15 protein-coding genes and 1 pseudogene are annotated in these 19,532 nt (G+C 67.3%); all 16 read left to right on the forward strand.

All coding sequences use genetic code 11. The features are described 5' to 3' along the window. Positions 1-132 precede the first annotated feature (132 nt). The 16 genes and pseudogenes from JOF55_RS12815 to nuoN all read left to right on the forward strand — a co-directional run bounded on the left by JOF55_RS12815 (position 133) and on the right by nuoN (position 19,504). Positions 133-825, forward strand: coding sequence for a demethylmenaquinone methyltransferase (locus tag JOF55_RS12815; RefSeq protein ID WP_310273890.1), 693 nt, complete (start codon positions 133-135; stop codon positions 823-825). 330 nt (positions 826-1,155) lie between these two features. Continuing rightward, on the forward strand, positions 1,156-2,454 hold the full coding sequence (locus tag JOF55_RS12820) for a geranylgeranyl reductase family protein (protein WP_310273891.1): 1,299 nt from the start codon (positions 1,156-1,158) through the stop codon (positions 2,452-2,454). Positions 2,455-2,617: 163 nt separating this feature from the next. After that, positions 2,618-2,983: an NADH-quinone oxidoreductase subunit A gene (locus JOF55_RS12825; protein WP_374727273.1), complete on the forward strand. Its 366-nt coding sequence runs from the start codon at positions 2,618-2,620 to the stop codon at positions 2,981-2,983. A 118-nt stretch (positions 2,984-3,101) separates the two neighbouring features. After that, positions 3,102-3,821 (forward strand): NuoB/complex I 20 kDa subunit family protein, encoded by a 720-nt coding sequence (locus JOF55_RS12830; RefSeq protein WP_374727274.1) that lies wholly within the window; start codon positions 3,102-3,104, stop codon positions 3,819-3,821. Between the two features lie 5 nt (positions 3,822-3,826). Next, entirely contained in the window at positions 3,827-4,633 is an 807-nt protein-coding gene (locus JOF55_RS12835) for an NADH-quinone oxidoreductase subunit C (protein ID WP_310273892.1), read from the forward strand. A gap of 16 nt (positions 4,634-4,649) precedes the next feature. Further along, a complete protein-coding gene (locus JOF55_RS12840; protein WP_310273894.1) occupies positions 4,650-6,014 on the forward strand; it encodes an NADH-quinone oxidoreductase subunit D in 1,365 nt (454 codons plus the stop codon). Then, on the forward strand, positions 6,014-6,781 hold the full coding sequence (nuoE, locus tag JOF55_RS12845) for an NADH-quinone oxidoreductase subunit NuoE (protein ID WP_310273896.1): 768 nt from the start codon (positions 6,014-6,016) through the stop codon (positions 6,779-6,781). The genes JOF55_RS12840 and nuoE overlap by 1 nt, the downstream gene beginning before the upstream one ends. Before the next feature lie 9 nt (positions 6,782-6,790). Then, entirely contained in the window at positions 6,791-8,179 is a 1,389-nt protein-coding gene (nuoF, locus tag JOF55_RS12850; RefSeq protein ID WP_310273899.1) for an NADH-quinone oxidoreductase subunit NuoF, read from the forward strand. After that, positions 8,176-10,788: an NADH-quinone oxidoreductase subunit G gene (locus JOF55_RS12855; protein WP_310273901.1), complete on the forward strand. Its 2,613-nt coding sequence runs from the start codon at positions 8,176-8,178 to the stop codon at positions 10,786-10,788. The genes nuoF and JOF55_RS12855 overlap by 4 nt, the downstream gene beginning before the upstream one ends. Then, complete coding sequence (gene nuoH, locus JOF55_RS12860; protein ID WP_310273902.1) at positions 10,785-12,131, forward strand: NADH-quinone oxidoreductase subunit NuoH; 1,347 nt, start codon at positions 10,785-10,787, stop codon at positions 12,129-12,131. The genes JOF55_RS12855 and nuoH overlap by 4 nt, the downstream gene beginning before the upstream one ends. Then, positions 12,118-12,684 (forward strand): NADH-quinone oxidoreductase subunit NuoI, encoded by a 567-nt coding sequence (gene nuoI / locus JOF55_RS12865; RefSeq protein WP_310273904.1) that lies wholly within the window; start codon positions 12,118-12,120, stop codon positions 12,682-12,684. The genes nuoH and nuoI overlap by 14 nt, the downstream gene beginning before the upstream one ends. Then, positions 12,684-13,536, forward strand: a pseudogene (locus JOF55_RS12870) (NADH-quinone oxidoreductase subunit J); the annotation flags it as partial. The gene nuoI and the pseudogene JOF55_RS12870, both read left to right, overlap by 1 nt. Positions 13,537-13,834: 298 nt before the next feature. Then, positions 13,835-14,134: an NADH-quinone oxidoreductase subunit NuoK gene (gene nuoK / locus JOF55_RS12875; RefSeq protein ID WP_310273907.1), complete on the forward strand. Its 300-nt coding sequence runs from the start codon at positions 13,835-13,837 to the stop codon at positions 14,132-14,134. A gap of 27 nt (positions 14,135-14,161) precedes the next feature. Next, the gene (gene nuoL, locus JOF55_RS12880; RefSeq protein ID WP_310273909.1) at positions 14,162-16,138 is read left to right on the forward strand and encodes an NADH-quinone oxidoreductase subunit L; all 1,977 of its coding nucleotides are present in this window, start codon (positions 14,162-14,164) and stop codon (positions 16,136-16,138) included. Positions 16,139-16,235: 97 nt separating this feature from the next. Continuing rightward, entirely contained in the window at positions 16,236-17,840 is a 1,605-nt protein-coding gene (locus JOF55_RS12885) for a complex I subunit 4 family protein (protein ID WP_310273911.1), read from the forward strand. A gap of 11 nt (positions 17,841-17,851) precedes the next feature. After that, positions 17,852-19,504 carry an NADH-quinone oxidoreductase subunit NuoN gene (gene nuoN, locus JOF55_RS12890; protein WP_310273913.1) on the forward strand — a complete coding sequence of 551 codons (1,653 nt, stop codon included), beginning with the start codon at positions 17,852-17,854 and terminating at the stop codon, positions 19,502-19,504. Positions 19,505-19,532: the final 28 nt, after the last annotated feature.

The raw sequence follows: 19,532 nt of genomic DNA on the forward strand, positions 1-19,532 counted from the left end.
CCAAGTGCAGGTGGACGGACGGAGAGCAGCGGGCCACATTCGTGTGTGGCCGTTGTCGAGGGCCGCGAGTCCGCGTGGACCATTGTTCGTGGCCCTGCCCGACGCGCTGTGCCCGGCACGTAGGCTGCGGGTGTGGCACGTGCAGGTTTGGACAGGGAGCCCCGCGAAGTCGCCGCGATGTTCGACGATGTCGCGCGGCGCTACGACCTGACCAACACCGTGCTCTCGTTCGGTCAGGATCGCCGGTGGCGGGAGGTCACCCGCCGTGCGCTGGATCCGCAGCCGGGAGAGCGCATTCTCGACCTCGCCGCCGGTACCGGCGTGTCGACGGCGGAGTTCGCCCGCTCCGGCGCCGAGTGCGTGGCGGCGGACTTCTCGCTGGGGATGCTCTCGGCCGGGCGGCACCGTGGTTTGCCGATGGTCGCCGCCGACGCCCTGAGCCTGCCCTTCGCCGACGAGTCCTTCGATGCCGTGGCGATCCTGTTCGGACTGCGCAACCTGGCCGGGACCGTTGCGGGGCTGCGCGAGATGGCCCGTGTCGTACGGCCGGGCGGACGCCTGGTCGTCTGTGAGTTCTCCACGCCGACGTGGCGCCCGTTCCGCACGATCTACATGAATTACGTGATGCGGGCCCTGCCCCCGATCGCGCGCAGCGTGTCGTCCAACCCGGAGGCCTACGTCTACCTCGCGGAGTCCATCCGTGCCTGGCCCGACCAGCGCGCTCTCGCCGCCAAGATCGCCGAGGCCGGGTGGAGCGGTGTCGCCTGGCGTGACCTCACCGGGGGTGCCGTGGCCGTGCACCACGCCACCAAGCCCACGAGTTGAGGTAGTGCTTCCGCCGTGTCGGTTTCCGGCAAAATCGCGCGTCCCCGTACCGGGGATGAAGGTTGAAGTCTTCCCGGAAACTTCAGCAACGCGGATATCCCACTCGCTGCGGAGTTGATCCACACACATTCTCTTCCGCGTGAGTGCGTCACCGACTCTGTTTTCACTGGTCGGAGGCGGTGCTCAGGCCATGCTGCCACCCGTGTGACCGTCTCCGGAGGGGTCGATTACGGGTCCGATTCGTCCTAGACTCGGTAGTTAGTGAACTCGTTCACAAGCAGTTCACCGTCCGTGCGGCTTTGCGCGCAACCATCCGAGTCGAGGAGTGTCATGACAAGCCCCACCAGCCGACGCCGTGCCGAGGACGACGCCGAGGTGATCGTGGTCGGAGCGGGTCCGGCCGGAGCGACCGCGGCGGCCTACCTGGCGCGTGCCGGTCTGGATGTCCTGGTGTTGGAAAAGAGCACCTTCCCCCGCGAGAAAGTCTGCGGTGACGGCATTACGCCGCGCGGGGTCAAGCAGCTCATCGATCTGGGAGTCGACACCAGGCAGGAAGCCGGATGGCTGCACAACCGAGGACTGCGGGTCGTCGGTGGCGGTGTGACGCTGGAACTGGACTGGCCGAGCCTCGCGGACTTCCCGCCCTACGGCCTGGTGCGCCCGCGGCACGACTTCGACGACCTGCTCGCCCGCCATGCCGAGCACGCGGGTGCGCGCATCGTGCAGCACACCTCGGTGACCGGTGCCCTGCGCGACGATCGCACCGGCCGGATCACCGGTGTGCAGGCGAAGTCCGGCCCGGAACGGGCCCCGGTGACCTACCACGCGCCCCTGGTCGTGGCCTGCGACGGAGTGTCGGCGCGGCTGGCGGTGTCGATGGGCGTCGACAAGCGCGACGACCGCCCGATGGGAGTGGCCGTGCGCCGCTATTACGACAGCCCGCGCACCTCCGACGACTATCTCGAATCGCATCTGGAGCTGTGGGATCGATCCAACCCGGACGAGCCGAAGCTGCTGCCGGGCTACGGCTGGCTTTTCGGGATGGGTGACGGAACCGTGAACGCCGGGCTGGGCATCCTGTCGACATCGGGAGCCTATGGCAAGACCGACTATCGCGCGTTGCTGCGGGCGTGGTTGGACGGCACTCCCCAGGAGTGGGGATTCCGCGAGGAGAACGCGACCGGCAAGGTCGGCGGTGCGGCCCTGCCGATGGGCTTCAACCGGACGCCGCACTACCGCGACGGCCTGTTGCTGGTCGGCGATGCGGGCGGAATGGTCAACCCGTTCAACGGCGAGGGCATCGCCTACGCGATGGAGTCGGCCCGGTTGGCCGCGGAGTGTGTGGTGCACGCACAGGCGCGTCCCGAGGGAGTGTCCCGGGAACAGGCGCTGGCCCGCTACCCGAAGGCGGTGTCCGAGGCGCTCGGTGGCTACTTCCGGCTGGGCAACGTTTTCAGCAAGGTGATCGGTCATCCCACGGTGATGCGCATGGCCACCAAGCACGGACTGCCGAGGGTCACCCTGATGCGTTTCGTGTTGAAGCTGCTGGCGAATCTCCACGACGGCAAAGGGGGTGATGCCGCGGATCGTGTGATTAGTGCCACTACTCGGCTCACGCCTGGCGCATGACGGCGCGTGTCTGATCAGATGCCCTGCACAGTGTGCGTGAGCTCATAAAGTTAGGTTCGCCTCACTACAGACCGGATCGAAGTCACCGCATAAAGTACGGAATGCATGGCCGCGGGCGGGACTCTCGTGGTCAGCCGAGGCGAGGAACAGGAGGGCAGGAGCGATGCTGGATCCCTACATCCCGCTGGTGCTGATGTTCGCGTTGGCACTGGGATTCGCCGTGTTCTCCGTGGCGATTGCGCCGCTTGTCGGCCCGCGCCGCTACAACAAGGCCAAACTCGACGCCTACGAGTGCGGCATCGAACCGTCGCCGCAGCCCGTCGTCGGAGGTGGCCGGATGCCGGTCGCCTACTACCTGACGGCGATGATGTTCATCCTGTTCGACATCGAGATGGTCTTCCTCTTTCCGTACGCGGTCTCCGCCGACTCCCTCGGGATGTGGGGCGTGGCCGCAGTCGTGTTGTTCATCGTCACGTTCGGACTCGCCGATCTCTATCTGTGGCTTCGTGGCGGTCTGGACTGGAACTAGGAGCAGCCGACGGAGTGCGCCGAACACGGTAGAAGGTGGCAAGTCGCAAAACCCCGGTCCGAGGCGGGAGGGACGCCACCCCTGGCGTCGCGGACGGCAAGTGGGAAGGAGTGCCGAGATGGGGCTGGAAGAGAGCCTGCCCAACGGCATCCTGTTGGCCAACGTGGAAAAGCTCGTCAACTGGACCCGAAAGACCTCGATGTGGCCGGCAACTTTCGGATTGGCCTGCTGCGCGATCGAGATGATGACCATAGGCGGTTCGCGCTACGACGTTGCGCGGTTCGGGATGGAGCGTTTCTCCGCCACCCCGCGCCAAGCCGACCTGATGATCGTGGCCGGGCGTGTGACCAACAAGATGGCGCCGGTGCTGCGCCAGATTTACGACCAGATGCCCGAGCCGCGCTGGGTGCTGGCGATGGGGGTGTGTGCCTCCACCGGCGGCATGTTCAACAACTACGCGGTGGTGCAGGGCGTGGACCACGTGGTCCCGGTCGACATGTACTTGCCCGGCTGCCCGCCCCGGCCGGAGATGCTGCTCGACGCGATCCTCAAGCTGCACGCCAAGGTCATGGACGAGCCGATCAATGCCAAACGCGCCGAGCTCCAGGCAGAGCGCGGCGATCGCACCGAGCTCGAGGCGTCCTCGCGGAAATACGCACCGAAGAGCGCTGCCAAACGCAGGATGGCCGAGCGGCAGCAGGACACGCAGCGCCGGGAGATGGGCGCGGAAGGCGAGTTGGGTGCCTCCGGAATCGAGAGCCTTCCTCCGGGGGGCCGGTCGGCGGATGACCGGTCGGCGGAGCAGGAAAACCGGAACGAACTGGGTGCGGGTAGGTGAGTTCGATGGCCGATGACGACTCCACACGCAAGCGGACCGATCCCGCTCCGGGCGAGGAGTGGTCCAGTGCCGAGCGGCCCGGTGACGGGCTCGAACCCGCATCCGAGGGCGAGGGAGCGCAGGCGCAGCAGCGTGGCCCGGTGGTGGCGGGGCGTTCCCGCCGTGGCATGTTCGGTGTCAGCGGCAGTGGCGACACGTCCGGCTACGGTGGGCTTCGATTGCCCGCCTACGTTCCCCCGGCCTCCGAACGGCCCTACGGTGGGTGGTTCGACGAGGTGGCCGACAACCTCTTTCCGGCATTGCAGGAAAGGGGAATCCCACCCGAAGCCGTGCAGCAGGTCACTGTGGACAGAGGTGAGATCACCTTCTACGTCGATCGGCAGCATCTGGTGGAGACCTGCCGGACGCTGCGGGACGATCCGGCGCTGCGGTTCGAACTGTGCAGTTCGGTGTCCGGTGTGGACTACGGACCCGACGTACCGCAACGGCTGCATTCCGTCTACCACCTCACGTCACTGACCTACCGTCGCCGCATCCGGGTCGAAGTGGCGGCGGACTGGCCGAACGAAGCGGGCGAGCCACCCCGCGTGCCATCCGTCGTGGAGGTGTTCCCGACCGCGGACTTCCAGGAGCGGGAAGCGTGGGACATGTTCGGCATCGTCTACGACGGGCATCCGGCACTGACGCGCATCCTGATGCCGGACGACTGGGACGGGCATCCGCAGCGCAAGGACTATCCCCTCGGCGGTATTCCGGTGGAGTACAAGGGCGCCGAGATTCCGCCACCCGACCAGCGCCGGGCATACACGTGAGGAGGTGCCTGTGCCGATGAGTACCGAACCACTGACCGGTTCCACCGCCGATGCGCGGACACAGCAGGGCGACGACCCGTTCGCGGCCTCGTCCAGGGAAACCACCGAGGGGCGGGTCTACACCGTCACCGGCGGTGACTGGGACGAGTTCATCGACGAGACCGAGGGCGAGGAACGCGTCGTCATCAACCTCGGCCCGCAGCATCCCTCGACACACGGGGTGCTGCGGCTGGTCCTGGAACTCGAGGGTGAAACGGTCACCAAGGCCCGCTCGGTGATCGGCTACCTGCACACCGGTATCGAGAAGAACACCGAATACCGCACCTGGACCCAGGGCGTCACGTTCGTGACGCGCATGGACTACCTCGCCCCGCTGTACAACGAGGCCGCCTACTGCCTCGGCGTGGAGAAGCTGCTGCGGGTGGAGGCGCCGGAGCGTGCGCAGACGATCCGGGTGCTGCTGATGGAGCTCAACCGGATCTCCTCGCACCTGGTGTTCCTGGCGACCGGTGCGATGGAGCTCGGCTCCACCACGGGGATGACCTTCGGTTTCCGCGACCGCGAGGAAGTGTTGCACCTGCTGGAGTTCCTCACCGGGCTGCGGATGAACCACGCGTTCATCCGGCCGGGCGGGGTGGCCCAGGACCTGCCGGAGGGGTACCGGGAGAAGATCCTGGAGTTCTGCAAGGTGATGGACCAGCGGTTGCCGGACTACGACAAGTTGTTCTCCGGCCAGCCGATCTGGAAGCAGCGGTTGCAGAACGTCGGCTACCTGCCGCTCGACGCCTGCCTGGCCCTGGGGGCGACCGGGCCGCTGCTGCGCTCGGCAGGCCTGGAGTGGGACCTGCGCAAGGTCGAGCCGTACTGCGGCTACGAGCAGTTCGACTTCGAGGTGCCCACGAGCACCGATGCGGACTGCTTCTCGCGGTTTTTGATCCGGGTGGAGGAGATCCGCCAGTCGCTGCGGATCGTGCGCCAGTGCCTGGACAAGCTGGAGCCGGGGCCGGTGATGGTGGACGACCCGAAGATCGCGTGGCCTGCGAAGCTGACCATCGGACCGGACGGCATGGGCAACTCGCTGGAGCACGTCCGCAAGATCATGGGTCAGTCGATGGAGTCGCTGATCCATCACTTCAAATTGGTCACCGAGGGTTTCGACGTGCCGCCGGGGCAGGTGTACTCGCCGGTCGAGGCCCCGCGCGGCGAACTCGGCTATCACGTGGTCTCCGACGGCGGGACCCGGCCGATGCGCGTGCACGTACGTGATCCCAGTTTCGTGAACCTGCAGGCTTTTCCGGCAATGGCCGAGGGCGGCCTGGTGGCGGACGTGATCGCGGCCGTCGCCTCGCTCGACCCGGTCATGGGTGGGGTGGATCGCTGATGACCGAACAGTTCGACTTCACGACAACATCCGAGTCGGTGACGCACCCCCGCGTGGACACGTCGGTGTTCGGCGAGGACGTGCGTGCCGACGCGAAACGGATCATCGACCGCTATCCGGAGTCCCGGTCGGCGCTGTTGCCGCTGCTGCACCTGGTCCAGTCGGTGCAGGGGCACGTCACCACCGAGGGCATGGAGTTCTGCGCCGAGCAGTTGGCACTGTCCACAGCAGAGGTCAGTGCGGTCGCGACCTTCTACACGATGTACAAGCGCAAGCCCTGCGGGCAGCACCTGGTGAGTGTGTGCACGAACACGCTGTGCGCCGCACTCGGCGGGGACGCGATCTACCGGGAGCTGGGCGAACACCTCGGCGTCGGCCACGAGGGCACCGCCGGAACCCCGGGTGAGCAGGGCTCGATCACGCTGGAGCACGCCGAGTGCCTCGCCGCCTGCGACCTCGCTCCGGTGTTGCAGGTCAACTACGAGTACTACGACAAGCAGACGCCGCAGGCAGCGCTGGAGCTGGTGAAGGCGCTGCAGCGCGGGGAGAAACCCGCACCGAGCCGGGGCGCGCCGCTGACCGACTTCCGCGACGCCGAGCGTCAGCTCGCCGGATTCTTCGACGGTCCCGGTGCCGACGAGTCCGTCGCCGGGTCCTCGGCGGCGCCGGAGACGCTGCAGGGCGCCAAAGTCGCCCACGAGAACGGCTGGACGGCCCCGGCGATGCCGGACGACGCCGAACTTCCACCGCTACCGGAAAAGAAGTGAGGGCAGGCGATGACGGAAGCGAACGCCCGTCCGGGGTCTCCGAACTCGTCGACGACGGAGCCCCCGACAACAGCTCCACTGACGCCGGTGCTGACCCGGCGCTGGTTGTCGCCGGAGTCCTGGACGCTGTCGACCTATGAACAGCTCGAGGGTTACACGGCACTGCGCACGGCATTGCGGGCGGACCCCGATCAGCTCATCGAACTGGTCAAGTCCGCGGGCCTGCGGGGGCGCGGTGGGGCAGGCTTCCCCGCGGGCGTGAAGTGGGGCTTCATGCCGAAGGAGCCGTCCAAGCCGCACTACCTGGTCATCAACGCCGATGAGGGCGAGCCGGGCACGTGCAAGGACGTGCCGCTGATGATGGCCGACCCGCACTCGCTGATCGAAGGTTGCATCATCGCGAGCTACGCGATGCGGGCCAACCACTGCATGATCTACGTGCGCGGCGAGGCACTGCACTGTGTGCGGCGCCTGCAGCACGCGGTGCGCGAGGCCTATGGTGCCGGATACCTGGGCAAGAACGTCCTCGACTCCGGTTTCGACCTCGACATCGTGGTGCACGCCGGGGCCGGTGCCTACATCTGTGGCGAGGAGACCGCGCTGCTGGACTCGCTGGAGGGCAAGCGCGGCCAGCCGCGACTGAAGCCGCCGTTCCCGGCCCAGGCCGGGCTGTACGCCTGCCCGACCACGGTCAACAACGTCGAGACGATCGCGTCGGTGCCCTACATCGTCAACGGTGGCTCGGACTGGTTCCGCACGATGGGCAGGGAGAAGTCGCCGGGACCGAAGATCTACTCGATCTCCGGGCACGTGGAAAACCCCGGTCAGTACGAGGCTCCGCTGGGGACGACGCTGCGCGAGTTGCTGGAACTCGCGGGAGGCATGAAAGACGGCATCCCGCTGAAGTTCTGGACTCCCGGCGGGTCGTCGACGCCGCTGTTCACCGCGGAGCATCTGGATGTACCGCTCGACTTCGAGGGGGCCACCGAGGCCGGGTCGATGCTGGGCACCACGGCACTGATGATCTTCAACGAGACGGTGTCGGTGCCGTGGGCGGTGATGAAGTGGACACAGTTCTACGAGCACGAGTCCTGCGGCAAGTGCACCCCGTGCCGGGAGGGCTGTTTCTGGCTGGCCCAGGTGCTGGAGCGGATGGTCGACGGCCACGGCACCGAAGAGGACATAGACACCCTGCTCGACGTCTGCGACAACGTCCTCGGCCGCTCGTTCTGCGCGCTCGGCGACGGGGCCGTCAGCCCGATCACCAGCGGCATCAAGTACTTCCGCGAGGAATTCCTCGCCCTGTGTGAGCGAAACGAGGGCGCGGAGGCAACACAGGACGAGGACCGGAACAGGTCCCAGGCAGGCGATCCCGCACTGGCAGGAGCGGTCCGATGACGGTGGCATCAGAAGCACACACCCGCCCGGTCCCGGAGGGACACGTGCGGCTGACGATCGACGGCGTGGAGGTCGACGCGCCGCAGGGCGAGCTGCTCATCCGCACCGCCGAACGGATGGGCATCGTGATCCCGCGGTTCTGTGACCACCCACTGCTGGATCCGGCGGGGGCGTGCCGCCAGTGCCTGGTCGAGGTCGAGGTGAACGGCAAGCCGATGCCGAAACCGCAGGCTTCCTGCACGATGACCGTCGGCGACGGCATGGTCGTCAAAACCCAGCAGACCTCGCAGGTGGCGGACAAGGCACAGCAGGGCGTGATGGAGCTGCTGCTGATCAACCATCCGCTGGACTGCCCGGTGTGCGACAAGGGCGGCGAGTGCCCGCTGCAGAACCAGGCGCTCAAGCACGGTCGCAGCGAATCCCGATTCCGCGACCAGAAGCGCACCTTCGCCAAACCGGTTTCGATCTCCTCGCAGATCCTGCTGGACCGCGAGCGGTGCGTGCTGTGCCAGCGCTGCACCCGATTCTCCAAGCAGATCGCCGGTGATCCGTTCATCGAGTTGCTGGAACGCGGTGCACTGCAGCAGATCGGCATTGCCGAGCAGCAGCCGTTCCAATCGTACTTTTCCGGCAACACCATCCAGATCTGTCCGGTCGGGGCACTGACCAGTGCCGACTACCGGTTCCGCTCGCGGCCGTTCGACCTGGTGTCCACGCCCGGTATCTGCGAGCACTGCTCGTCGGGTTGTTCTCAGCGCACGGACTGGCGCCGGGGCAGGGTGATGCGCAGGCTCGCCGGTGAGGACCCCGAGGTCAACGAGGAGTGGAACTGCGACAAGGGACGTTTCGCGTTCCACTACGCGTCGGCCACCGACCGCTTCACCCGCCCGATGATTCGCGACGCCGCGACTGGTCGGCTCCGCGAGACATCGTGGACGGAAGCGTTGCGCACTGCGGCGGATGGGCTGATGGCGGCTCGGGACTCCCGCGGTGTCGGCGTATTGCCGGGTGGTCGGCTGACCGTCGAGGACGCCTACGCCTACGCCAAGTTCGCCCGGATGGCGCTGGGTACCAACGATATCGATCACCGTGCGCGCGCACACTCGGCGGAGGAACTGGACTTCCTGGCCTCGACCGTGGTCGGTACCGGCCCCGGCGAGGGCGGAGTGACCTACGCCGAGCTGGAGGCCGCGCCTGCGGTGCTGTGCGTGGCATTCGAGCCGGAGGAGGAATCCCCGATCGTGTTCCTGCGGCTGCGCAAGGCCGCACGCAAGGGGCACACGAAGGTCTTCCACCTCGGGCAGTGGGACTCGCCCGGGGTGGAAAAAACCGTCGACATCGTCGGATCGGGCAGTCCGATTCACTCCGGTGGTCTGCTGCCGTGCCCGCCGGGTGGTGAGGCCGCGGCACTGCACGATCTTCCGTCCGATGTGGATGAGCAAATGCGCGGTGCGGGCTCGGTCCTCGTACTCGGTGAGCGTGCCGCGCGGATTCCGGGCCTGTACTCGGCGGCCCTGCAGGTGGCCGAGCGCACGGGGGCCCGGATCGCCTGGATTCCGCGCCGCGCCGGGGAGCGCGGTGCCCTGGAAGCGGGCACCCTGCCCACGTTGCTGCCCGGTGGCCGTCCGGTCACCGATGCCGCGGCACGCGCCGAAATCGAACGGGCATGGGGTCTGGATGCGGATGCGCTGCCCGGCACCGCGGGCCGGGACACGGACGGCATCCTCGCGGCCGCGGCTTCCGGAGAACTGTCCGGGCTGCTGATCGGTGGGGTGGATCCGGAGGACGTGCCCGACCCCGAGCTGGCCGGGCAGGCACTGCAACGGGCCGAATGCGTGGTCAGTCTCGAACTACGCCCCAGTGCAGCCACCGAGTACGCCGACGTGGTGCTTCCGATCGCACCGACCGTGGAGAAGTCGGGCACCTTCCTGAACTGGGAGGGCCGCAGCCGCGAGTTCCACATCACCATCGAGGGCACCGGCGCGTTGCCGGACTGCCGCGTACTGGACACGCTCGCGGTGGAGATGGACGTGGACCTGTTCACCCAGACTCCGGCCGCCGTGGCAGGCGAACTCGGGCGCCTCGGACCCCACACGGGCCCTCGGCAGCAGGCACCACGGGTGCCCGCCCAGCAGCCGCCGCAGCCGGGGTCGGGCCAGGCCCTGCTGGCGACCTGGCGCCAGTTGCTCGACAACGGCTCGATGCAGGACGGCGAGCCCAACCTCGCCGGAACCGCACGCCCACCGGTGGCACGGCTGTCCGCGGACACCGCGCGGCGGCTCGGCCTGGCCGAACACCAGCCGGTCACGGTCACCGGACCCGCCGGATCACTCACCATCGCCTCAGAGATCACCGAGATGCCCGACGGAGTGGTGTGGCTGCCCGGCAACTCCGGGCCGTCGAAGGTGCACCGCGGGCTCGGCACCGGGCACGGTGCCCTGGTCGAACTCACCGCCGCGGAGACGCCGGGCGCCAGCGCGGGGCCACCCACCCGGGACAACCCGGCGCGGCCGGACAACCCGGCCGGAGCGGCCACCCGGCTCGGTAGTTCGGCAGGGGCGTCCGGGACACGTATCGAGGAGTCGCACACCGACGGGGGTGGGGCATGACCGAGACAGCCAGGCTGCTCGCCGACGACCCGATCTGGCTCATCCTGATCAAGGTCGTGGGAACCTTCGCCTTTCTGGTCGTGATGACGCTGCTCACGATCTGGGCCGAACGGCGCGTGATCGGCAGGATGCAGCACCGGCCGGGGCCCAACCGTGCGGGCCCGTTCGGGATCCTGCAGTCGCTGGCCGACGGGTTGAAACTGGCCTTCAAGGAGGACATCCGCCCGGTTCTGGCCGACAAGTGGGTCTACATCCTGGCGCCGGTGATCTCGGCGACTCCCGCGCTGGTGTCGTTCTCGGTGATGCCGATCGCCCCGAAGGTCACTCTCTTCGGGGAGGAAACCGCGCTGCAGCTGGTGGAGTTGCCGGTCGGACTGCTCGTCGTGCTCGCCAGCGCCTCCATCGGCGTGTACGGGATCGTGCTGGCCGGGTGGGCGTCGGGTTCGCCGTATCCGCTGCTGGGCTCGCTGCGCTCGGCAGCGCAGGTGATCTCCTACGAGATCGCGATGGGGCTGTCGTTCGTCGCGGTCATCATGTACTCGGGGACCCTGTCCACCGCAGGCATCGTCGAGGCACAGGCGGGTGGCTGGTTCTTCGCGTTGCTGCCGTTCAGCTTCGCGGTCTACGTGATCGCGATGGTCGGTGAGACCAACCGGGCCCCCTTCGACCTGCCCGAGGCCGAATCCGAGCTCGTCGGCGGGTTCCACACCGAGTACTCCTCGCTGAAGTTCGCGCTGTTCTTCCTGGCCGAATACATCAACATGGTCACGGTTTCCGCACTGGCCACCACGCTGTTCCTCGGTGGCTGGCACGCACCGTGGCCGCTGTCGCTGATCGGTGACGGAGTGCTCAACACCGGCTGGTGGCCCGCGCTGTGGTTCCTGCTCAAGACCCTCGGGTTCCTGTTCCTGTTCATCTGGCTGCGTGCCACGCTGCCGCGTCTGCGTTACGACCAGTTCATGAACCTGGGCTGGAAGGTGCTGGTGCCGGTCAGCCTGGTGTGGATCTGCGCGGTCACCGCGATCAGGGGACTGCGCAATACCGAGGTGGTCAGCTCCCAGCAGTTCCTGCTCATCGGGGGAGGAGCCATCGCCGTACTGCTCGTGGCGACGTTCCTCATTCCCGACCGGCCTCCAGAGGAACCCGAGTCCGAGCCGGAGGCACCGCTGTCCGGCGGTGGCTATCCCGTCCCGCCGCTGGACCTCCGGGTGCCGCAGACCCCACGACGGCGCACGCCGGTGTCGTCCGGTGTGTCGGCCGCCGAACACCCGCGAACGCAGTCGTCGGAAGACGGCGAGGGTGGCAACAGCTCAACGAAGGAGGCGCCCGATGGGAGTGTTTGATCCCCTGAAGGGCTTCGGTGTCACGTTCTCGACCATGTTCAAAAAGGTCGTCACCGAGGAATACCCCGAGGTCAAGAAGATCCCGGCACCTCGGTTCCACGGCAAGCACCAGCTCAACCGGCACCCGGACGGTCTGGAGAAATGCGTCGGCTGCGAGCTGTGTGCCTGGGCGTGCCCGGCCGATGCGATCTTCGTCGAGGGCGGGACGAACACCGAGGACGAGCGGTACTCCCCCGGTGAACGGTTCGGTCTCGATTACCAGATCAACTATTTGCGCTGCATCGGCTGCGGGCTGTGCATCGAGGCATGCCCGACTCGCTCGCTGACGATGACCAACGAGTACGAGACGGCCGATGACAACCGGCAGAACCTGATCTACACCAAGGAAGACCTGATGGCGCCGCTGCTGCCCGGCATGGAACAGCCGCCGCATCCCATGCGCCTGGGTGAGGACGAGCAGGACTACTACGTGCACGGCCCCGATCTCGCTCGGGACAAGGGCGTGCCGGAGAACGAGACGGTCGAAACCGGGCACGAGGAGGCCGGACGGTGATGACGTTCGCGGCGACGGCCACCGCCGTCCTCGCCCAGACGCCGTCGCAGGACGTCGTCGGGACCGGGGAGACCGTGGTCTTCTGGCTCCTCGGGCCGCTGGCCCTGGTGGGTGCGCTCGGCATGATCTTCGCCCGCAGCGCGGTGCACTCCGCGCTGTGGCTGGTGCTGACGATGCTGAGCCTGGGTGTGCTGTACATGGCCCAGAGCGCCCAGTTCCTCGGGTTCACGCAGATCATCGTCTACACCGGTGCGATCATGATGCTGTTCCTGTTCGTGCTGATGATGGTCGGCAGGGACGCGTCCGACTCGGTGGTCGAGGTGCTGCGTGGTCAGCGACTCGCCGCCGCCGTGCTGGGGATCGGGTTCGCGGTGCTGCTGGCGGCCGGACTCGCGCGTTCGCTGACCGGTGTGCAGCCCGCCGCTCCGCTGGACCCGTGGTCGGCCGAGGGCGGTGGTGCGGGCGGCCTCGGCCGGCTCATCTTCACCGACTACCTGTTCCCGTTCGAGCTGACCTCGGCACTGCTGATCACCGCCGCACTCGGCGCGATGGTCCTGGCCTACGGCGGCAAGGGGCGCAAGCCTCGCCGGACCCAGCGGGAGACGGTCGAGGCACGGTTCCGCGGTGAACATGCACGGCCCTCGCCGCTGCCGGGACCCGGTGTCTACGCGACGACGAACTCGGTGGCGACCCCCGCCCTGCTTCCGGACGGGTCGGTGGCTCCGGAGTCGTTGTCGGAGATCCTCGACAACACCCCGGTGGAGCGCCTGTCCCAGGAGCGTGCGGAGGTCTCGGGACGGGCCAGGCAGCCGGACCCCCATGCCCTGACCGGGCGGGAACCGAGGAAGCGGGAGTCGACCGGCCGAGCGCCGGATGGGCACGGTGAGCAGGGCACCGGCACGGATCCCCGAGGAACGACGGACCCCGTCGGCACGGACACCGGCGGCACGGCCCCAGGCGGTACGAGCCCCGGAAACACCGTGGCAGGTGAAGGAGACGTACCGGAGACCCCCTCCGGGGCGTCGTATGCCGAGGGCGGCAACGACAACGGATTCAACGGCCACGGCGGCGCCAACGGACACGACGGCGGCGGTGACGGCGGCGATCGCGATGTGGACACCGACTCCACCTCACCCGAGGAGGTCCGGCAGTGACCCCCACCTACTACCTGTTGTTGTCGGCATTGCTGTTCACCATCGGCGCGGTCGGTGTGCTGGTGCGGCGCAACGCGATCGTCGTGTTCATGTGCATCGAGCTCATGCTCAACGCCGTCAATCTGTCGCTGGTCACGTTCGCGCGTGTCGAAGGCTCGGTGGACGGACAGGTCATGGCCTTCTTCGTGATGGTCGTGGCCGCCGCCGAGGTCGTGGTCGGACTGGCCATCATCATGTCGATCTTCCGGACGCGCCGGTCGGCCTCTGTCGACGACGCCAACCTGCTGAAGTACTAGCCCAGAGGGAATGGACGGAGAGCCAGCGTGACGACTTCGTTTCCGGCCAGCCCGGAGCCGGTGCAGGCTGCTCAGGGTGTGATCCAGACCAACGCGTGGTTGATGATCGCGTTGCCACTGCTGGGGGCGGCCGTGCTGCTGCTCGCAGGCAGGCGGGCGAACGGCTGGGGCCACCTGCTCGGATGTGCCACGGTGATCACCTCGTTCGTGTACGGGCTGGTGCTGTTCGCCACCGCCGGCGGGGGACAGGCACAGCAGGTGCACCTGTTTTCCTGGATCCCGGTCCGGGCACTGCAAGTCGATTTCGGATTGCGGATCGACCCGCTGTCGCTGGTGTTCATCCTGCTGATCACCGGGGTCGGAGCATTGATCCACATCTACTCGGTCGGCTACATGGCCCACGACCAGCAGGGCCGCAGCGGTGCGCAGAACACGGAACGGCGCCGGTTCTTCGCCTATCTGAACCTGTTCGTCGCCGCGATGCTGATCCTGGTGCTGGGCAACAGCTTCGTGACGCTCTACCTCGGCTGGGAGGGTGTCGGTCTCGCCTCCTACCTGCTGATCGGGTTCTGGCAGCAACGCCCGTCCGCGGCAGGCGCGGCGACGAAGGCGTTCGTCATGAACCGCGTCGGCGATGTCGGCCTGGCGCTGGCGATCTTCCTGCTGTTCGCGCAGCTGGGGACCACCCAGTACAGCGAGGTCTTCGCCCGGGCCGGTGAGCTCTCCTCCGGTACGCTGCTGGCGATCACGCTGCTGCTGTTGCTGGGTGCCTGTGGAAAGTCCGGTCAGGTTCCGCTGCAGGCGTGGCTGCCGGATGCCATGGAGGGCCCCACCCCGGTGTCGGCGTTGATCCACGCGGCGACGATGGTCACCGCGGGCGTTTACCTGATCGCCCGGGCGAACCCGCTGTACACGCTGTCGCCAGGGGGACAACTCGCCGTCGCCGTCGTCGGTGCCGTGACCCTGCTGGTCGGCTGCGTGATCGGCTGCGCCTACGACGACATCAAGAAGGTGCTGGCCTACTCCACGGTCAGTCAGATCGGGTACATGATGCTCGCCGTCGGCCTCGGCCCCGCCGGATACGCGCTGGGCATCATGCATCTGCTCACGCACGGCTTCTTCAAGGCGGGACTGTTCCTGGGGGCGGGCTCGGTCATGCACGGCATGAACGACGAGGTCGACATGCGCAAGTTCGGTGGTCTTCGCCGGTACATGCCGATCACCTTCGCCACCTTCGGGCTCGGCTACTTGGCGCTGATCGGGTTTCCGTTCCTGTCCGGCTACTACTCCAAGGACGCCATCATCGCGGCGGCCTTCGGTACGGGCGGCTGGCAGGGCTGGGTCTTCGGTGGGGTGGCGGTGCTCGGTGCCGCTCTCACGGCGTTCTACATGACCCGCCTGGTGTTGATGACGTTCTTCGGTGAACGCCGATGGGAGAACCTCACCGACTCCAACGGCGAGAAGTTCCATCCGCACGAGTCGCCCGCCGTGATGACGGCGCCGATGATCGTGCTCGCCCTCGGCTCGGTCGGAGCCGGACTGTTCTTCACCACCGGTGAACGACTGGTGAGTTTTCTCACGCCTGCCCTGGGAGAGCTGCAGGAGGGCCACGGTGCGCTGCCGCACTCGGTGATTCAGCTGCTCACCGTCGGTTTTGCCGCGCTCGGTGTGGTGGTCGCGTGGCTGTTCGTCGGGCGCAAACCGGTGGCGGTGGCCCGGCCGCAGCGGGTCTCGCCGCCGGTGCGGGCCGCGCGTGCCGACCTGTACGGCAATGCGTTCAACCGCGTGGTGGTCGTGCGCCCGATCTCGTGGCTGACGCGGGGACTGGTGCAGGTCGACAACCGGGGCGTCGACGGGGCGGTCAACGGCGTGGCCGCGTTCCTCGGCGGTGCTTCCCGCGGTCTCCGGCGCTGGCAGACCGGGTTCGTCCGGTCCTACGCCCTGTCCATGCTCGCCGGCGGTGTCCTGCTGGTCGCCGCCATGCTCACCGTGGGGACCCCATGACATCGCGTTGTGCAGTTTCGCGCGAAATCACAGAAATGCAGTTTCGCGCGAAACTGCAGAAACCCACCCGACCGAGTGACCCCCAAGAGGAGATTCGATGACCCTGCTCCTCACCTTGATCCTGCTGCCGCTGGTCGGTGCCGTGGTGGTGGCGCTGCTTCGCGGTAACGAGCAGGCCGCCAAGCTCACCGCACTGGCGTTCTCGCTGGCGGAACTCGTGATCGCGGCAGCCGCGTGGTTCGCCTACGACCCGGCGGGGCCGCGACTGCAGCTGACGAGTTCGGTCGAGTGGATTCCGGCCTTCGGTATCCGGCTGTCCTTCGGTGTGGACGGGATCGCACTGGCGATGGTGGCCATCATCGCGCTGCTGACGCCCCTGGTGCTGGGCTTCAGTTGGCGGGAGCGGATTCCCGACGGCCGCACCCACGGCGGGTTCTTCTCGCTGTTGCTGGTGCAGCAGGCGTTGACGGTCGCGGTGTTCGCCACGACCGACGTGTTCGTGTTCTACGTGCTGTTCGAGCTCATGCTCATCCCGATGTACTTCCTCATCGGCGGCTACGGCGGGCAGCAGCGGCAGTACGCCGCAGTGAAGTTCTTCCTGTACTCGTTCCTCGGTGGCCTGATCATGTTGGCCTCGGCCATCGGTGCTTATGCCTACGCGGCACAGGCCACGGGACGAGGCACCTTCGACTGGGCGACGCTGACGCGGGTGCTCGGTGACGCGCCGATCAACGTGCAGATCTGGATCTTCCTGGGCTTTTTCCTCGCCTTCGCGATCAAGGCACCGCTGGTGCCGCTGCACACGTGGTTGCCGGACGCGGCGGAGCAGGCACCCATCGGCGTGGCGGTGATCGTGGTGGGCGTGCTGGATAAGGTCGGCACCTTCGGATTCCTGCGCTACAGCCTCCCGCTGACCCCCGACGCCTCCCGGGTGCTCGCGCCGCTCGTGTTGACCCTCGCCGTCATCGGTGTGCTCTACGGCTCGCTACAGGCATTCGGACAGACCGACCTCAAGCGGCTCATCGCCTACGTCTCGATCGCGCACTTCGGGTTCATCGCACTGGGTATCTTCGCCTTCACCACGCAGGCGCAGGTCGGGGCGGCTTCGTACATGGTCAACCACAGCATCGCCACCGGGATGCTGGTGCTGGTGATCGGCATGATCATCGTGCGCGGTGGCTCCACCCGGATCACCGATTACGGCGGTATGGCGCAGGTGACGCCGCTGTTGGCCGGAATGCTCCTGCTCGCGGGGCTGAGCACGTTGTCGCTGCCGGGGACGAACTCGTTCATCAGCGAGTTCCTGGTCCTGATCGGATCGTTCGTGACCCGGCCCGTGTATACGGTGCTGGCCACCCTCGGCATGGTTCTGGCCGCTGTCTACGTGTTCCGGCTGTACCAGCGCGTGATGCAGGGGCCGGTGTCCGGGAATGCCCTGGTCGGCGCCGCGGGCGGGCCGGGTGCGGCGACCGATCCCGGCATGCTCGCCCGAGGATCGGCGAAGGCATCCGGAGGCGCGTCCCGGGCGGGGATCGGTGATCTCGATGCACGGGAGATCGCGGTACTGGCTCCGCTGGCGGTGCTGGTGATCGCGCTGGGGTTCTACCCGGAACCGATGCTCGACGTCATCACCCCGTCGGTCGAAGCAACCATGAGCGAGATCGGTGTCACCGATCCTGTGACCTCTCAGGGAGGTAACTGACAGTGGGCGTCATGACGCAAACCGGTGCGGTGATTCTCGCGCAGCAGCCCGTCGAACCGCCGCCGATCAACTACTCGGCCATCGCGCCCGTGTTGATCGTGCTCGGCGCGGCGTGCCTGGCGGTGCTGGTCGAGGCCTTCCTACCGCACCACCGGAGATGGTTCACACAGGTGGGGTTGAGCCTGCTCGCACTGGTTGCCGCCGGTGTCTGGCTGATCGTCTACGCGCGGGGCGGCCCGATGGGACTGACCACGCTGGCGGACACGATCGCAATCGACGCACCGACGCTGTTCCTGTGGGGAACGCTGCTCACGCTGGGGCTGGCGTCGATCCTGCTCATCGCCGATCGCACCGTGGAACCGGGTGGCGCCTTCGTGGCCGAGTCGAACGCCGCGCCACCGCAGGAAACGACCACCGACTTTCCGAGTGGCGGCACGAGCGGTCCCCCGAGTGGCGGTACGGCTACGAGTACCGCCGCCCCCGCAGCGGTGGCGAGCCGAGCCACGGCGGATGCGGTCGGGATGCGTACCGAGGTTTTCCCGCTGGGCCTGTTCTCGCTCGGCGGGATGATGGTGTTCTGCGCGGCCAATGATCTACTGACGATGTTCATCGCACTGGAGGTGCTGAGTCTCCCGCTGTACCTGATGTGCGGCCTGGCCAAGCGTCGTCGTCTGCTGTCCCAGGAGGCAGCGGTCAAGTACTTCCTGCTGGGTGCGTTCGCTTCCGCGTTCTTCCTCTACGGCCTGGCGTTGCTGTACGGCTATGCCGGGTCGGTGCAACTGTCCGCGATCGCCGATGCCACGGCAGGCAGTGCCCGGTCGGACACGCTGCTGTTCGCAGGCTTGGGCCTGCTGGTGGTGGGGCTGTTGTTCAAGGGTTCGGTCGGTCCTTTCCACACCTGGACCCCGGACGTCTACCATGGCGCGCCGACCGCGGTGACGGGTTTCATGGCCGCTTGTACGAAGGTGGCTGCTTTCGGCGCGATCCTGCGCGTACTGCACGTGGCCTTCGAGGCATCCAGTTGGGAGTGGCACTGGGTGCTGTGGACCGTGGCGGTCGTCTCGATGGTCATCGGCGTGGTGCTCGGCCTCACCCAGACCGACATCAAGCGCATGGTCGCCTACTCGTCGATCGCCCACGCCGGGTTTCTCATGGTCGGCTCGATCACCCTGACCGAGGCGGGGCTGTCCGGGACCCTGTTCTACCTGCTGGCTTACGGATTCACCACGATCTCGATCTTCGGAATCATCAGCTTGGTGCGTACTTCCGAGGGTGAGGCTACTCACCTTTCGGACTGGGCCGGTCTCGCCAAGCGATCACCGTTGGTTGCCTGGGTGTTCACGTTCCTGTTGCTCGCACTGGCCGGTATCCCCATGACGAGCGGTTTTATGGGCAAATTCGTGGTTTTCTCGGCGGCGCTGGCCGACGGGATGGCGCCGCTGGTGGTCATAGCCCTGGTGGCCAGTGCGGTTGCGGCCTTCTTCTATCTTCGTGTCATCGTGCTGATGCACTTCAACGAACCGGCCCCGGACGGTCCGACGGTCAGCGTGCCCGGTGCGTTCACAACGGCGGCGATCACACTCGGTGTGGTCGTGACGCTGCTGTTGGGCGTGCTACCCACGGTGGCGCTGGACTGGGCGAGCGTGGGCGGCTTCGTGTCGTAGAGTGCCTGCCGGAGTGGCCATCGATGGC

The organism is Haloactinomyces albus (assembly GCF_031458135.1).
GTDB lineage: Bacteria > Actinomycetota > Actinomycetes > Mycobacteriales > Pseudonocardiaceae > Haloactinomyces > Haloactinomyces albus.

Bases quoted from the DNA above. Each gene is read 5' to 3' on its own strand.
- JOF55_RS12835 (WP_310273892.1), top strand. From the start codon at position 3,827: ATGGCCGATGACGACTCCACACGCAAGCGGACCGATCCCGCTCCGGGC.
- JOF55_RS12825 (WP_374727273.1), top strand. From the start codon at position 2,618: ATGCTGGATCCCTACATCCCGCTGGTGCTGATGTTCGCGTTGGCACTG.
- nuoI (WP_310273904.1), top strand. From the start codon at position 12,118: ATGGGAGTGTTTGATCCCCTGAAGGGCTTCGGTGTCACGTTCTCGACC.
- JOF55_RS12855 (WP_310273901.1), top strand. From the start codon at position 8,176: ATGACGGTGGCATCAGAAGCACACACCCGCCCGGTCCCGGAGGGACAC.
- JOF55_RS12840 (WP_310273894.1), top strand. From the start codon at position 4,650: ATGAGTACCGAACCACTGACCGGTTCCACCGCCGATGCGCGGACACAG.
- JOF55_RS12820 (WP_310273891.1), top strand. From the start codon at position 1,156: ATGACAAGCCCCACCAGCCGACGCCGTGCCGAGGACGACGCCGAGGTG.
- JOF55_RS12830 (WP_374727274.1), top strand. From the start codon at position 3,102: ATGGGGCTGGAAGAGAGCCTGCCCAACGGCATCCTGTTGGCCAACGTG.
- nuoH (WP_310273902.1), top strand. From the start codon at position 10,785: ATGACCGAGACAGCCAGGCTGCTCGCCGACGACCCGATCTGGCTCATC.
- JOF55_RS12885 (WP_310273911.1), top strand. From the start codon at position 16,236: ATGACCCTGCTCCTCACCTTGATCCTGCTGCCGCTGGTCGGTGCCGTG.
- nuoF (WP_310273899.1), top strand. From the start codon at position 6,791: ATGACGGAAGCGAACGCCCGTCCGGGGTCTCCGAACTCGTCGACGACG.
- nuoE (WP_310273896.1), top strand. From the start codon at position 6,014: ATGACCGAACAGTTCGACTTCACGACAACATCCGAGTCGGTGACGCAC.
- nuoN (WP_310273913.1), top strand. From the start codon at position 17,852: ATGACGCAAACCGGTGCGGTGATTCTCGCGCAGCAGCCCGTCGAACCG.